Below are 14,031 nucleotides of genomic sequence, written 5' to 3' on the forward strand. Positions count from 1 at the left end.
CCATTTGTAGGTCTCTATTTTGCTTTTTGTGTGGCAGGGAAGCGTAGCAGTTTCATCGCATATAAGATTATGAGTAGAAACATAATTGCACCTATGAAGAAAATCCAAAAGTAATTTTGATTAAATAAAAGAAATCCACCTACAAGTGGTCCTGTTCCCATACCGAGATAGCGAATAAAGTTGTACATACCGATAGCAGTTGCGCGTTCTTGTACGAATTCTTCTGTTAATAAAGTAGTGTGAGTTGGCATAGAAAGTCCCATACTAAAACCGTATAAAGATGTAACGATAATGATGAATGAGATATTGATGTTATATGTGAAAGAGAATAAAGTAACACATATAATATTGAAGAAACTAGTGATGAATAAAGCTTGCTTTGTTGTGAGGCGTTTTTGCAAAAGCTTGTAGCAATAACTTCCTAACATAATAGAAAGGGACATCGGTACAAATATAAGACCAATTTCACTTGCAGTTAAGTGAAATAAATTTGTTAAAATGCTCGGTAAAAAAATGAGGAAGCAAAAGTAAATACAAAATTGAATAAAGCCAATAAGAGTAATAGAAAATCCAGTTTTATTTTTTAAGATAAACCAGTAATTCTTTTTTGCTTGCGGTTGCTTAATTACAGTGGGTTTTGTTTCTGGAAGTAGTGAAATGTTTATAATTAATAAGAGAATGCCAAGTGTAGATAAAAACAAAAATACGTATAAATGGCCATTTATACTGCCGAGATAACCACCTATAAGAGGGCCAATTGCAGGTGCGAGAGCAAGTAACATTTGATACAGGCTCATCGCCTCTCCGCGTTCTTTTCCTTCAAATAAATCACCGATAATCGTTGCTGCAACTACAGGTATAGCCGCTATTCCTATTGCTTGAACAGCTCTAAAAAATAGAAATAAATAAACGTTCGCCGAAAAAGCACATCCGATTGAACCAATTGTACTAATGATTAAACTAGGGATAAGGATAGATTTTCTCCCTTTTGTATCAATTAAAGGTCCATATATGAGCTGCATAATTGCAAGAACGAATGTGAATAGTGAAACTGTTAAATTTACTAGATAAAGAGAAGTGTGAAAAGAAGCTTGAATCATAGGCAAGATAGGTGTGTAAATATTTTGAGCGAAGGAACCGAGTAAGGCACTCATACAGACAACGTATAAAATGAAATGTAGTTTGGATTTTTTCATTATGTTAACCTCCTTGTGATTTAGTTTCCTTGGAAACTAAATTTATTTTAACATGTTTTTCTCACTTGTAAATATGAAAAAATGATTTTAAAATGGTATATAGTTAAATTGTTTCTTTGGAAACTTAGGGGGCGAACGGATTGGATCATGCAACGAAACAAATGGAAATACTTTCGGACATTCGTACACTTTTGCATAAAAAAGAAGAACATTTGAAAGAACAAAATGAGAAATTTCTTCGTGAGACAGGTATAAGTGGTATGTCTTTATCTGAATTACATGTTATCGAGTGTATCGGAAAAAATGCTCTGATGAATGTAACTGCTATTACGACAGAAATGGGAATGACGAAGGGTGCAATCTCTAAAATTTGTACAAAGTTGTTTCAAAAGCAATTCGTTGAGAAGATGCAAATGTTAGATAATCAAAAAGAAATTTTCTTCCGCTTAACGGAAAGCGGAAATGAAATATATAAAGCTCATGATAAATTGCATAAACAAGCTGAAGAAAAGTGGCTATTACTTTTAGATGGATATACGAAAGAAGAACAAGATTTTATTCAAAGGTTTATAAAGGATGTCTCCGGTCATTTGGAAATATAATTGGAAGAAAAAACTCCTTTATTTCAAGACTTTTGAATATAATTTCTAAAAGAACTCATATATAATAGAAAAAGATACTTAACATGGTGAATAATTAAAGAGTCAATATATAAAGAGGAGAGAATAACATGCTTGAAAATACGGGGTTAGTATTAGAAGGCGGCGGTATGCGTGGTGTATATACGGGCGGGATATTAGAATACTTTATGGAACAAGATTTATATTTTCCATATGTAATTGGTGTATCAGCTGGTGCTTGTCATGCAGCGTCGTATCTTTCCAGACAAAGAAATAGAAATAAAACGGTCAATATTGATTATGCATCACACCCACAATATTTATCGTATAAAAATTTATGGAGAAAACGCCAATTGTTTGATATGGAGTTCATTTTTCATGAAATTCCAGAAAAACATGTCCCGTTTGATTTTGAAACATATTTTAATAGCCCAGAGCGTTTCCTTGTAGGAACAACAGATTGTGAAACAGGACAGTCTGTTTATTTTGAAAAAGAAGGAACGAATGATGATGCACTAAATTTATTACAAGCATCTAGTTCATTACCTTTCATTGCACCTGTAGTAAATTACCGTGGTAAGCAGTTATTAGATGGTGGGATTTCTGATCCAATTCCAGTTCGTAAAGCACAGGAAGATGGGTTTAAAAAATCAGTCGTTATTTTAACGAGAAATCATGGTTACGCGAAGAAAAAGTCAAAGTTTGGATGGGTGGCAGCGAAAGCATATAAAAAATATCCGAACCTTGTGAACACGATGTTGAATCGTTATGAAGTATATAATGAAACACTTCACTACATTGAAAAAGAAGAGCAAGCCGGGAATTTATTTGTTATTCGCCCAGAAGTGCCGCTTCAAGTAGATCGTATGGAAAAAGATACAGCAAAACTACAAAATCTATATGAGCAAGGCTATGAAGATGCAAAGAGACAGTTTGCAGATTTACAGTCGTTTTTACAAAAATAAGTATTAGACTGCGGGGAAGAGTTTCTCCGCAGTCTTTTTTGTATTGCTTGCTTATCCGTTACTTTTTAAAAATGTATGAATGTTTAAGTGTTTAAAGAGTTTGTAAAACATATGGGTGTCTTATTGAGGAGAATTTACTTGAGAGGTATTATGACGATGTAGCGCTACAAAAAAACTATTTAATTTACGAGGTGATTGTTAATGAAGGGAAAGTTTTTTTCGATTACGACTTTAGTATTATTAGCAACATCAATCTCAACAAGTGCATTTTATCCAACTTTAAGTGGCCACAAAAGCGGTAACTTACTATCTTACAGAGCTCAAACGACTACGAATCAAAACGCATCTCGCTGTTCAGTAGCGATTTCTTTTATTAATTCAAAAGGAAGTTATTCATATATTGAAAGTGCTTCGGATAAATTAGGATCACATGAATCGGGAAGAGCATTAAATGCCACTGTTAGTAATGGCGCATATAACCGCCTTTGGTGCAAAGGGGCTATATTCTGAGCATTATGCCAATGAGAATAATGACTATCAAGAAGATACACACAAAGGTACTTTTGATAGTAACGGTAACTTACGATTACAGTGGTAAAAAATATTAAATAGTTGTCTTTATAAATATTTGGATAAGGAGAAGGGGATGTGCATCATCTCCTTCTTATCTAAAAGGAGCAGAGACATGTATTTAGCTTTTAAAAATATAAAAAACAACAAACTGTTTTCAGTCATTCTTCTTATGTCATTTTTTATTTCGTTTCTTTCTATATCAGTAGCTGCGCTTTTAACAGAATCTAAACGAAATTTCATATCTGCTTTTCAAATCGGCTTTCCAGAAAAGAATCAAACGTTAACTGTTCCGATAGCGAATACAACTGAATTGGAAGCGATAATTCCTGTCATACAAGATATTTTTGTAAAAAGTGATATTTACGTAGAGCATTTAAAAGCATTAAATAGTTCAGGTGCAATAAAAATCGTAGCTGTGAATTTAAAAGATGATTATTATTGGAAGCCATATATTTCTGAAGGACAATATTTTTATCGTGAAAATGTAAACGATATGGTTGTTGGCGATCAAACGAATGTAGAGGACTTATATGAATTTGATGATACATATAAAAAAATAGGAACTATATCGAGAAAAGACAGTGACGTCGGTGTATCAGACATATACATCCCACTTCAAAATTTACCTACTATATCTAAAAAAGGTATTATCGCGAGTAAACAATTACAATTAACAGTTGTTAATCCTACATCATCTATTCATAACGAAATAAAAAAATTTATGGGTAGGAGTAAAGAAGTGCTTTCGGGAGATGTTCAAATACTGAATGAACGAGATCTTCAGGAACTACATGTGACACATATAGATCCAGCAAATAAGTATTATTATAAATTTATTCTTGTTGCAATTGTTTCTGGCATTTCTGCGGTTTTATTTTGGATTTATAAAAAAGAAAGAGAGATTTCATTAAAAAAAGCAGTAGGTGCTTCTAATATATCTATTTACTACGAACTATATATTCAAATTTTGTTTATTTCTCTAGTAGCGATGTTCTCAGTTTTTTTTACGCTAGAAATATTTTCGGGAACAATTCATACGTATTTTCAGACATACTTACTAAAACCGTTAACACTATATGTATTGATATATAATGTTGTTTTTATAATTTTTCTTACAATATTTGTTACTGTAATTCCAATCAAGCACATCATAAATATATATCCTTCAAAACATTTAAGAACGTAGGTGGTCGTCATGTTTTTTATATTTGATTCTATACGATCTATGAAAAAACGGTTGTTACCAAGTTTAATTATAGTAATTTCTTTAATTATTGCATTTTCTTCATCTATAGAATTTATTAGTAATCTGTCGGGATATCGAAAAATGATGACGGTAGCAAATCATTTATCGACTCATAAAAATTTCTATGAACTTTATGCGACGCAAGATATAACATTGTTTAGCGAAGAAAAAGCGAGAAATGATTATCAACAATTCATTCAAGGGTTATCTAATACGATACCAATAAAAAATACAACAAATTATTTGCTCCGTAACTATTCACTTAGCTTAAAAAAAGAAAATGGAACGATAAAGACTCTTATTATTGATAAAGATATTAATAAGTACTTTCATATCCGACTTTCACAAGGAAGGTATTTTGAGGAATCGGAATTTCATAAATCAGTATTTGATATTAGACCTGTTATATTAGGGGCTAATTATAAAGAGAAGGTATCTATTGGTGAGGTTATACCATCTGGAAAAATGAAGCTAAAAGTAATTGGCTTCTTAGAAAAAAATTCACCATTTACATATCCTCGGAGCGGTGAAATATCGGATAATCGTATTACATTATTAGATGACATGGCAATTTTACCAATTGGAACGGAAGAAATAGAGTTCTATAGTGTAGACCTGTTATACAATGGGTTAATTATAGAAACAAATGAGAATATAAATATAAATGAATTTCAAAAGAAAGTATTAAAGGTAACGGAAGGTAAGGGATATTCGTATTATGTTACAAATCCGAATAAATTGTTAGAAAACGAAAAGCAAGGTATTGATAATATGTCATACCCCCTTATTATTAAGCGGTACAGTCTTATTTTTTTCATTTCTATCTATCGTATTAACATCAATGGCCGCACTTTATATGGAGCGTAAAAATATTTCTATTAAATCAGCGTTAGGTGCAAGTACTTTTCAAATATGTCTTCCATTTAATATTGAGTATATGTTGTTATTCATTTTATCGATATGTATAGGAATTATGTATTTTCAATGGGAGAATAGCGGAGTAATTGAAATTCAAAAAGAGCTAGAAAATAGTACCATATCTTTTTTTGGAACGTTACAAGTCTCTATAGAATCATTGGTTGTTATAGGTGCTCTATCAATTGCAATGATCCTCGTTATATATACAATCATTTATTTCAATGTACTAAAAATAAAAAATACATATATGAAAGAGGTGTTATAGATGATTCAGCTTGCAAATGTGGCTAAGGGATACGGAAAGAGTAATTTTAGTGCTTTAAAAGATATTAATCTTACAATAGAAAAAGGCGAAATGATAGCTATTATGGGACCCTCTGGTTCGGGGAAATCTACTCTCCTTAACATTATTGGCTTAATCGATAGCCCCTCTGCTGGAAAGTATTTTTTAGATGGAATGGATACGAGTACATTAAAGGCCAACTATCATAAGTATAGAAATAAGGAAGTTGGATTTGTGTTTCAGAACTTTTCGCTACTAGATGATTATACAGTTATTGAAAATGTAATGCTCCCGCTTATATATAGAAAAATCTCTCATACGAAACGTATACAAATATCAAAAGAAATGCTGGAAATGGTAGGGCTGGAGAGACATATTAACAAGTATCCTCACGAATTATCTGGAGGAGAGCAGCAAAGGACAGCGATAGCGAGGGCATTAGCACAAGATACAAAAATTATACTTGCTGATGAACCGACTGGTGCTCTCGATCAAGAAAACGGAGAAAAAATTATGAGCATTTTAAAAGAGGTTCATAAACAAGGAAAAACGGTGCTAGTTGTTACACATGATCAAAAGGTAGCTGCATACTGCCAGAGGACAATACGTTTACTCGATGGATGTATGGTATAATATGGATAAAAGTATGTGAAGAGGTGATACATATGGAAAATGTATATAAAGGTCTTAGGCATACTGGATTTACTATGATGTTTATTTTTAGTGGTGTATTTTTACTGCGCTGGTTCATTCATGATGAAATGCTACTGGATCAGCTTATTGGATTTAGTGTAGGGATGGTAATGGTTATTTCGTCAGTGTTCATTCAAAAGTACAGTAAAGAATTACAGGTGAATGAAAAATATTAATAAGTTTTAACTTCTTTTATATTGTTCATAGTTTAGGAATAGTGGAGGCTTTCGTATGATTTTCTTATTTGTAGTATATTTTGTGATCATTATGACATTAGTAATTACGTTTCTTCTTTCAAAAAAATCATATAAGAAGCCTATTATTAAATATATACCAACGTTAATATTGTTTATTTTAGCTTTCATTTCTTCTGTTATGTTTGTATTGAATAACGGAATGGGAGAGCTGATAATAGCGGTATTTTTAGGGATTGCAGCGATAGTGAACGGTCTTTTACTTCTTGTATTGAAAGTAGTTCGTGTGATTGTTGCAAAAGGAAAATAGAGCATCGAAATTCGATGCTCTATTTTTTTATACATAAAAAAAATCCCTCTTTATGAGGAATTTTAATGTGGTAAGAAAATCAATTGATAAGCGAACAAGATTCCGAATACATACACAAGTGGGTGAACAGAACGGAATTTACCTTTTGCCACTTTCATAAGTGGGTATGAAATAAATCCAAGTGCGATACCTGTTGCGATACTTGATGTAAGTGGCATGCTTAATATTACTAAGAATGCTGGGAATGCTTCATCAAATGTGTCCCAATCGATGTGGCGAACTGATCCCATCATAAGACTACCAACGATAATTAATGATGGTGCAGTAATAGCTGATACGCCAGAAACAGCACTTACTAATGGTCCGAAGAATGCTGCTAGTGCAAATAGAACAGCTACTGTAACAGTTGTTAAACCAGTACGACCACCAGCTGCAACACCAGCAGATGATTCAATGTACGCTGTTGATGGTGTTGTTCCGAACATAGAACCGATTGTTGCTGAGAATGAGTCAGATAGAAGAGCTCGTCCAGCTTTTGGAAGCTTTCCATCTTTCATAAATCCACCTTGTTGAGCAACTCCAAGTAATGTACCTGTTGTATCAAATAATGTAACAAGGAAGAATGAAAATACAACGCCGTACAATCCGTAGTTAATTACATCAGATACAGCAGTAATTGGATTGGAAACGATGATTCCTTCTGGTAATCCAGGCATTGATGTAACGCCGTTTGAGAACGATAATTGTCCTGTGAAGTAAGCGATAATACCAGTTAATAGCATTCCGATAAATAGTGCACCATTTACATTTAAAGACATAAGGACAATTGTAATTCCAAGTCCAGCTAATGCTAGTAGTACTGGAGCAGAGTGAAGATCACCAAGTCCAACTAAGTTTGCTTCATTTTTTGTAACGATACCTGTTAAACGTAAACCGATAAAGGCGATGAAAAGACCGATACCAGCAGTAATTGCATGTTTTAAGTTTTCAGGAATTGCTTCCATTAATTTTGTACGGAAAGATGTGAATGATAACAAAATTAAAATCATACCTGCTACGAATACAGCAGAGAATGCAATTGCGAAAGTCATGCCTTCATGAGCTTTTACAACAGAGTAAGAGAAGTAAGCATTTAATCCCATACCTGGTGCGATTGCGATTGGTAAGTTTGTAAAGATTGCCATAAATAATGTTCCGACAACAGCAGCGATAATTGTTGCTGTAAATGCTTGTTCAAATGGAACACCTGCATCCCCAAGGATGACAGGGTTTACGACAATGATATATGCCATTGTTAAGAAGGTAATAATACCTGCCATAATTTCAGTTTTAATAGAAGTTTTATGTTTTGAAAGGTTAAACATATAAACATCCTTTCTGTTTACGAATAATTTTCACAACAGTTATATATAATATTCGTTTTTTAACTATTTTGCAATAGTTTTGCATAAAAAGTTTACAACAATTCATATTTTGTGTCTTAAATTCGAATATTAATCGTAAAACGATGTGTGAATTTCAGTTTTTATTGTGCGCATATTATAAGGAAAAGGAGTTGAAAGAAGATATGCCACAGCAAAAAAACTTTGTAACAATGCCAGCGCAACATCAAAATAAACAACCTGGTATTGAATCGTTAATGAATCCTCTACCACAGTTCGAAGACCCAAATTATAAAGGAAGCGAAAAGTTAAAAGGAAAAAATATATTAATTACAGGAGGAGATAGTGGGATTGGACGCGCTGTTTCCATCGCTTTTGCGAAAGAGGGAGCAAATATTGCGATTGCGTATTTAGATGAGGAGGAAGATGCAAATGAGACGAAACAATATGTTGAGAAAGAGGGGGGGAAATGTGTATTGTTGCCGGGTGATTTAAGTAATGAACAGCATTGTAAAGATATTGTAGAAGAGACCGTTCGGCAGCTAGGTAGTTTGAATGTTTTAGTAAATAATGTCGCGCAGCAATATCCGCAGCAAGGGCTAGAGTATATTACAGCAGAACAGCTAGAAAAGACTTTTCGTATTAATATTTTTTCTTATTTTCACGTTACGAAAGCAGCACTTTCTCATTTAAAGCAAGGGGATGTCATTATAAATACGGCGTCTATCGTTGCGTATGAAGGAAATGAAACTTTAATTGATTATTCCGCAACGAAAGGAGCAATCGTAGCTTTTACAAGATCGCTTTCTCAATCGTTAGTGCAAAGAGGGATTCGTGTAAATGGTGTTGCGCCGGGACCAATTTGGACACCACTTATCCCATCGAGTTTTGATGAGAAGAAAGTCTCTCAGTTTGGAAGCAATGTTCCGATGCAAAGACCTGGTCAACCATATGAACTAGCGCCAGCATATGTATACTTAGCGTCTGATGATTCATCCTATGTTACCGGACAAATGATGCATGTAAATGGAGGCGTTATTGTAAATGGATAGTTTTCATTGATAAGAGCAAAGTAAAGTTAATTCCACTAATTATATTGAGCGCTAGGGGAGGGATATAGATGAAAAAATTATATTTCGTCATACTATTATTTTTCATCCTACCGGTTAGTGCTTTTGCTGATACAGATCATTTAATATTAGTGAATCTTACGACAAACCAGTTGTCTTTTTTTGAAAATGGAAATTATACAAAAACATTCCCCGTAACAACTGGAAGAGATCGTACACCTACGCCTGAAGGTAATTTTTGTATTATAACTAAATTTAAAAATAAAGAATACCATCGAAAAAAAATAGCTGGTGGTGCACCGAATAATCCTCTCGGTACGCGTTGGTTAGGTTTGGATAAAAAGGAGTATGCGATTCATGGAACAAATCGGGAATGGACGATTGGAAGCCGAGAGTCGAATGGCTGTATTCGCATGCATGACCGGGATATACAATGGTTATATGATCGGGTGCAATTACAGACGAAAGTAATCATTTCTCGTTTTCATACGAGCCCTGAATATGAAGCGAATAAGCTTGGTTACCGCGTTGTGAGCTGGAATGGTCGTAAAATAGAAGAAGAGCAAATTGGCATGCTTACGTTAGTAGACCGTGCTGATATATATTGGCAAGAACCAAATGGGCAGTTAACGAAAGTGAAAACGGTATTGCCGAACGAAAGATATGCAGTGTACTCAAAACGAAAAGATGGAATATATTATATAGGAAACAATTTGTATATTGTGGATGAAACAGGAGAAAAAATTCGTTATGAGCAAATTCCTGCCTCGACTTTAAGTAATATATATAAACGGAAATATAATGTTCCATAATGGCTACCGTATTACAGACGGTAGCTTATTTCTACTTCGAGTTTAACTGCAACTATTGTATTTTGCTGAATATAATACAGTACAGATAGGGGGCGGTTACATTATGAAAAGTGAATTTGCTTTTAAAGTTTTCTTAGTAACGACCTGTTTATTTATCGTGTATTTGTATGCGTTTCTCGTCTTTTCTTTTTATGTTCCATATTTTGATTTAATATTATTTTTCGGATTTATTTGGGCATTTGTGAAAGCGAGAGAAGGAGAGAAGAGTATATATCGGCGCATTACCTTATGTGGGACAGTTGTTCTCGTTATTTTGTACTTTTTTATCATGCATGATTTTTGGAGAGGAATGTAAAAAAAGCATACGAGTAATCGTATGCTTTTTATGTTTAATATTTTGGCTTAAATGTATGACAACAAGTTTCTACACTCGTTGCTACAGAACTTTCTAGCGTCTCGTTTGTTAAAACCGCACCTGTATACGAATCATTTGCATTCGAACTGGCCTCTTGTGCATCTGGTTGAACAACGATTGCACTTGCTTGACAAAAGTTACCTTGTCCCCAAAATGAGCAATTGGAAACAGAACATTTCACTTCTGGCATAAAACCCCCTCCTTATACATTAGTTTGGGATTTTACGCCCATTTCATGTGTAGAAGGAGTTTCCTTTTCGCATTATTTTTTTGTTTGCTCAAGCCATTCTTTTAATTTGTCTTTCGGTTGTTCACCACTAATACGGCTTACTTCTTTGCCATCTTTAAAGTGAATGATTGTTGGAGTTCCTTTAATTTTATATTCATCCCAAGGAGCATCTAGTTTTTCAATATCCATAACTTTCATATCAACGTTCAAGTCTTTAGCCATTGGTACTACGACAGGAGATAGCTTTTGGCAATGAACGCAAGATGTTTGATAAAAGTATACTGTTTCTTCTTTTTTCTCTTTTAAATTCTTTTGAAGATCTGAAAGAGAGATTTTGTTTGTATAGTAGTCAGGGCCATTTGTTTTACTATCAGTAGCATTATCAATTTTTTGACTAGTAGCATTTTTTTCTTCCATTTGTGTGACAGCGAAAATTGCTGCAAACAAAGCGATAATAATACCACCAAATATAAGCATTTTTTTCATTGTTTCATCTCCTTATTTGTTTTTTATTACAATAAAACTACATACAGCGATTGTAATAAAGCCGATAAGTGCTAAAAACGGGATTGTAATAAAACCAAACCAGTTTATGAATTCTCCGGTGCAGGGTACACGGCCGCAAGCTGCTCCAGCAGCTGAAAATGCTGCGACTTTTTGAATTGCATAGTGATATAAAGAAATACAAGCACCAATACTTGCAATTGGTAAAGAATAACTTGCGATGCGATAATCTTTCTTTGCTACAGCGATACCAAGCCATAAAACGAATGGATACATAATAATACGTTGATACCAACAAAGTACACAAGGCTCAAATTTCATGATTTCGGAAAAGTACAGACTTCCTAGTGTAGCGACAAAAGAAGCTCCCCATGCGGTAAGTAAAGCATATTCTTGCTTTTTTTCTCGTCTCATATTTTATACCTCTCTTATAATAGTTACATACTAAATTATAGTATGAAGTAGCACAGAAAAGAAAGAAAAAATATGTTTATCAATAAAAGTTTTATAAGGAGAAACTTTTATTGATATCGATATTTAAAAAAGCGCTATTCTCTTTATGAGAATAGCGCTATATTTTACATTTGAATTTGCTCTACTTCTTCTATATGTGACTTTTGGGATGCATGGTCAATATATTGAAATAGGAGCTGCAATTGTTTATCAACTTCTGGCATTTCTTTACTGTATTGATAAGCGTGTAAAAAATGTTCAATACGCTTAGAAAATAGTTGATCGTTCGTTTGGACCATAAGAACGAGTAATTTATCCCAATTACAGCTATACGTGTAATAGAGAGCTTTGTCATAGTCGTTATATGTTTGCACTGTGTACCCTCCTTACTGAGGAGTTATATATAGTGTGTGACAAGCAAGGAGAAATACACTTGAAAGAATTTGTTAAGAAAAAAAGTGAATGAAAAGAAAAAACGAGGTGTTTCCTCGTTTTTAAGCTTTTGGCATTGGCGTAGGTGTTGGTTTTCCGTATCCTTCTTTATATTTATTGTCAATATAGTTACGAATTTCGAGCGTTGATTTTTCTTTTTGTTTCATGGAGGCAGATTCAACTGCGATTTCTAAGCAATTGACACAAGTTGTTGCGTGGGAGTCCCAAACAACTTCACCGTTCTTTTTAATTTCACGAATAAAGCAGTTTTTATTATTTTTATGTCCCACACTTTCACCACAACCACAATAACATGGAATCCAATCTAATAGCTCTGCATTTTGCCCAGCGACAGTGTAGATATCTTTCATTTGTGGATCAAGCTTGTCTAGGAAGGCAGGAAGTGTGTCGACCCCTTTTGTTTTTTCTTGAATGTCAGCTTGCTGAGTATGCGATGCGTGGTCATGCTCTTCTTTTGATTCAGATGATTTTTTTTCGTTTGTACTAGTAGCTCCGCAACCAGCAAGAATTAAACACAGTACTGCAAGTAAAGAAAATACATATTTCTTCATACGCTTGTCCCCTTTACAAATGTATTAATCAAATTGTATCAGAGATTATGGTGTATCGGTTGAAGATTTTTTCGACTGATTTTTGAAACGCCATCGTAGTGAATGAAATAGAAATAGAATTGGGATATAGGCGTATACAATATATAAACCAGCTTGAGATAGCACCGTATTTAATGTATTGATACTCTCACGGTTTGTGAAAAATAAGGAAGCTGTAAAGACCATGAAAATAAAAAATGGTAATGTGAATGTAAAGGGAATATGGAATGAACGCTTCATCGTTTGACATGATGACCAAATGGTTAAACAAAGGTTTGGCAAAATAATTAAAAACCAAACGAAAATAATAATATATTCAAAGCGTTGAATGAAAGGGACTTTAATGATTTTTAACATTGTTAAAGTAGGCCAAATCGTGTGATTTAATTGGCCCTCGCTATAATACATAAAAGATACGATGGCTAAAACTACATAAATTAAGGTACTAAAAGCAATACCTGCATGAGCCCATCTTTTTAAGGATTTTCCTTTTTCAATAAATGGATAGAAGATTAAGATTGTCTCAAAACCAAGAAACTCTAACGCAGAGTGTTTTGCAGATATAAGCATGTCAAAAGGTGAATGTGTAAAAATAGGTAAAATATTGCGGAAATGTGCATATTTCATTGGATAAATTAAAAAGAATACAACGAAAATAGGAAGAACGACTCCCCAAAAACATATTCCCGTCACAGAGCGAAATCCTCCCTTTATAATATAGTAAGTCACTAATAAAAACATAAGGGTTAGTTTCCATAACTTAATGGTAGGGAAAATCCAAACTTGTATTACTTCCATATATGTACGAAGAACAGTAAGGCAAAATAATAAGCAATAAAGAGTGAAAATTACAGAAAATATAGAACCAATCCATTTTCCAAAGCTCGTTGTATGAATGCTAATTAAATCGCCATCTTTTTCTAACATTTTTAGCATGCAAAACAGTACAATATGAGTTGCAATACCTGCTATGATTAGAGATATCCAAGCGTCATAACCAGCATTTTTTAAAATTACCCGTTGATATCCTAGAATTCCTATTCCAATTTGAAGAGAATGTAACAAAACAAATGCAAAATATGGAGAGACAGTCTTTGTTTTATTCATTGTATGCATTGCTTATTT

17 protein-coding genes and 2 pseudogenes are annotated in these 14,031 nt (G+C 33.6%); 11 read left to right on the forward strand and 8 right to left on the reverse strand.

Annotated elements, in window-relative coordinates:
* Positions 1 to 14: 14 nt before the first annotated feature.
* Positions 15 to 1,196, reverse strand: a complete 1,182-nt coding sequence (locus RBB48_RS26985; RefSeq protein ID WP_088061990.1) for an MFS transporter — start codon at positions 1,194 to 1,196, stop codon at positions 15 to 17.
* Between the two features lie 140 nt (positions 1,197 to 1,336).
* Here RBB48_RS26985 and RBB48_RS26990 point away from each other — a divergent pair, with 140 nt between their 5' ends.
* From RBB48_RS26990 to RBB48_RS27025, 8 genes and pseudogenes are all read left to right on the forward strand, one after another.
* The gene (locus tag RBB48_RS26990) at positions 1,337 to 1,798 is read left to right on the forward strand and encodes a MarR family transcriptional regulator (RefSeq protein WP_088608408.1); all 462 of its coding nucleotides are present in this window, start codon (positions 1,337 to 1,339) and stop codon (positions 1,796 to 1,798) included.
* Positions 1,799 to 1,926: 128 nt separating this feature from the next.
* Positions 1,927 to 2,781: a patatin-like phospholipase family protein gene (locus tag RBB48_RS26995; protein ID WP_087985830.1), complete on the forward strand. Its 855-nt coding sequence runs from the start codon at positions 1,927 to 1,929 to the stop codon at positions 2,779 to 2,781.
* A 201-nt stretch (positions 2,782 to 2,982) separates the two neighbouring features.
* Positions 2,983 to 3,379, forward strand: a pseudogene (locus RBB48_RS27000) (hypothetical protein).
* A gap of 87 nt (positions 3,380 to 3,466) precedes the next feature.
* Positions 3,467 to 4,540, forward strand: coding sequence for an ABC transporter permease (locus tag RBB48_RS27005; protein ID WP_088608409.1), 1,074 nt, complete (start codon positions 3,467 to 3,469; stop codon positions 4,538 to 4,540).
* Between the two features lie 9 nt (positions 4,541 to 4,549).
* Positions 4,550 to 5,783 (forward strand): annotated as a pseudogene (locus tag RBB48_RS27010) (ABC transporter permease).
* Entirely contained in the window at positions 5,784 to 6,434 is a 651-nt protein-coding gene (locus RBB48_RS27015) for an ABC transporter ATP-binding protein (protein WP_088061998.1), read from the forward strand. It begins immediately after the preceding pseudogene.
* Positions 6,422 to 6,670: a hypothetical protein gene (locus RBB48_RS27020; protein WP_088608411.1), complete on the forward strand. Its 249-nt coding sequence runs from the start codon at positions 6,422 to 6,424 to the stop codon at positions 6,668 to 6,670. The genes RBB48_RS27015 and RBB48_RS27020 overlap by 13 nt, the downstream gene beginning before the upstream one ends.
* Before the next feature lie 55 nt (positions 6,671 to 6,725).
* Positions 6,726 to 6,998 (forward strand): hypothetical protein, encoded by a 273-nt coding sequence (locus tag RBB48_RS27025; protein ID WP_000576485.1) that lies wholly within the window; start codon positions 6,726 to 6,728, stop codon positions 6,996 to 6,998.
* 62 nt (positions 6,999 to 7,060) lie between these two features.
* Here the strand turns inward: RBB48_RS27025 and RBB48_RS27030 are convergent, their stop codons facing one another.
* Entirely contained in the window at positions 7,061 to 8,362 is a 1,302-nt protein-coding gene (locus tag RBB48_RS27030; protein WP_088062002.1) for an NCS2 family permease, read from the reverse strand.
* A gap of 203 nt (positions 8,363 to 8,565) precedes the next feature.
* Between RBB48_RS27030 and RBB48_RS27035 the strand changes: the two genes are divergently transcribed.
* From RBB48_RS27035 to RBB48_RS27045, 3 genes are all read left to right on the forward strand, one after another.
* Positions 8,566 to 9,432 carry an SDR family oxidoreductase gene (locus RBB48_RS27035; RefSeq protein WP_097907254.1) on the forward strand — a complete coding sequence of 289 codons (867 nt, stop codon included), beginning with the start codon at positions 8,566 to 8,568 and terminating at the stop codon, positions 9,430 to 9,432.
* A 68-nt stretch (positions 9,433 to 9,500) separates the two neighbouring features.
* Complete coding sequence (locus RBB48_RS27040; RefSeq protein ID WP_088062006.1) at positions 9,501 to 10,262, forward strand: L,D-transpeptidase; 762 nt, start codon at positions 9,501 to 9,503, stop codon at positions 10,260 to 10,262.
* 103 nt (positions 10,263 to 10,365) lie between these two features.
* Entirely contained in the window at positions 10,366 to 10,617 is a 252-nt protein-coding gene (locus tag RBB48_RS27045; RefSeq protein ID WP_088062008.1) for a hypothetical protein, read from the forward strand.
* A 34-nt stretch (positions 10,618 to 10,651) separates the two neighbouring features.
* Here RBB48_RS27045 and RBB48_RS27050 read toward each other — a convergent pair whose 3' ends face one another.
* The 6 genes from RBB48_RS27050 to RBB48_RS27075 all read right to left on the reverse strand — a co-directional run bounded on the left by RBB48_RS27050 (position 10,652) and on the right by RBB48_RS27075 (position 14,022).
* Positions 10,652 to 10,867: a DUF1540 domain-containing protein gene (locus RBB48_RS27050; RefSeq protein WP_306008382.1), complete on the reverse strand. Its 216-nt coding sequence runs from the start codon at positions 10,865 to 10,867 to the stop codon at positions 10,652 to 10,654.
* A gap of 72 nt (positions 10,868 to 10,939) precedes the next feature.
* Positions 10,940 to 11,392 (reverse strand): thioredoxin family protein, encoded by a 453-nt coding sequence (locus RBB48_RS27055; protein ID WP_088608414.1) that lies wholly within the window; start codon positions 11,390 to 11,392, stop codon positions 10,940 to 10,942.
* Between the two features lie 12 nt (positions 11,393 to 11,404).
* Positions 11,405 to 11,824, reverse strand: a complete 420-nt coding sequence (locus RBB48_RS27060; protein ID WP_097890209.1) for a disulfide formation protein C — start codon at positions 11,822 to 11,824, stop codon at positions 11,405 to 11,407.
* 164 nt (positions 11,825 to 11,988) lie between these two features.
* Positions 11,989 to 12,237 (reverse strand): YhdB family protein, encoded by a 249-nt coding sequence (locus tag RBB48_RS27065; protein WP_001195461.1) that lies wholly within the window; start codon positions 12,235 to 12,237, stop codon positions 11,989 to 11,991.
* A gap of 120 nt (positions 12,238 to 12,357) precedes the next feature.
* A complete protein-coding gene (locus RBB48_RS27070; RefSeq protein ID WP_097890208.1) occupies positions 12,358 to 12,867 on the reverse strand; it encodes a PCYCGC domain-containing protein in 510 nt (169 codons plus the stop codon).
* A gap of 45 nt (positions 12,868 to 12,912) precedes the next feature.
* Complete coding sequence (locus tag RBB48_RS27075) at positions 12,913 to 14,022, reverse strand: GerAB/ArcD/ProY family transporter (RefSeq protein ID WP_087985818.1); 1,110 nt, start codon at positions 14,020 to 14,022, stop codon at positions 12,913 to 12,915.
* Positions 14,023 to 14,031: the final 9 nt, after the last annotated feature.

The sequence above is a fragment of the Bacillus sp. MMSF_3353 genome, from assembly GCF_030733445.1.
In the GTDB taxonomy this organism is placed as follows: domain Bacteria; phylum Bacillota; class Bacilli; order Bacillales; family Bacillaceae_G; genus Bacillus_A; species Bacillus_A wiedmannii.

Bases quoted from the DNA above. Each gene is read 5' to 3' on its own strand.
- RBB48_RS26985 (WP_088061990.1), bottom strand. From the start codon at position 1,196: ATGAAAAAATCCAAACTACATTTCATTTTATACGTTGTCTGTATGAGT.
- RBB48_RS26995 (WP_087985830.1), top strand. From the start codon at position 1,927: ATGCTTGAAAATACGGGGTTAGTATTAGAAGGCGGCGGTATGCGTGGT.
- RBB48_RS27005 (WP_088608409.1), top strand. From the start codon at position 3,467: ATGTATTTAGCTTTTAAAAATATAAAAAACAACAAACTGTTTTCAGTC.
- RBB48_RS27015 (WP_088061998.1), top strand. From the start codon at position 5,784: ATGATTCAGCTTGCAAATGTGGCTAAGGGATACGGAAAGAGTAATTTT.
- RBB48_RS27020 (WP_088608411.1), top strand. From the start codon at position 6,422: ATGTATGGTATAATATGGATAAAAGTATGTGAAGAGGTGATACATATG.
- RBB48_RS27025 (WP_000576485.1), top strand. From the start codon at position 6,726: ATGATTTTCTTATTTGTAGTATATTTTGTGATCATTATGACATTAGTA.
- RBB48_RS27030 (WP_088062002.1), bottom strand. From the start codon at position 8,362: ATGTTTAACCTTTCAAAACATAAAACTTCTATTAAAACTGAAATTATG.
- RBB48_RS27035 (WP_097907254.1), top strand. From the start codon at position 8,566: ATGCCACAGCAAAAAAACTTTGTAACAATGCCAGCGCAACATCAAAAT.
- RBB48_RS27040 (WP_088062006.1), top strand. From the start codon at position 9,501: ATGAAAAAATTATATTTCGTCATACTATTATTTTTCATCCTACCGGTT.
- RBB48_RS27045 (WP_088062008.1), top strand. From the start codon at position 10,366: ATGAAAAGTGAATTTGCTTTTAAAGTTTTCTTAGTAACGACCTGTTTA.
- RBB48_RS27050 (WP_306008382.1), bottom strand. From the start codon at position 10,867: ATGCCAGAAGTGAAATGTTCTGTTTCCAATTGCTCATTTTGGGGACAA.
- RBB48_RS27055 (WP_088608414.1), bottom strand. From the start codon at position 11,392: ATGAAAAAAATGCTTATATTTGGTGGTATTATTATCGCTTTGTTTGCA.
- RBB48_RS27060 (WP_097890209.1), bottom strand. From the start codon at position 11,824: ATGAGACGAGAAAAAAAGCAAGAATATGCTTTACTTACCGCATGGGGA.
- RBB48_RS27070 (WP_097890208.1), bottom strand. From the start codon at position 12,867: ATGAAGAAATATGTATTTTCTTTACTTGCAGTACTGTGTTTAATTCTT.
- RBB48_RS27075 (WP_087985818.1), bottom strand. From the start codon at position 14,022: ATGCATACAATGAATAAAACAAAGACTGTCTCTCCATATTTTGCATTT.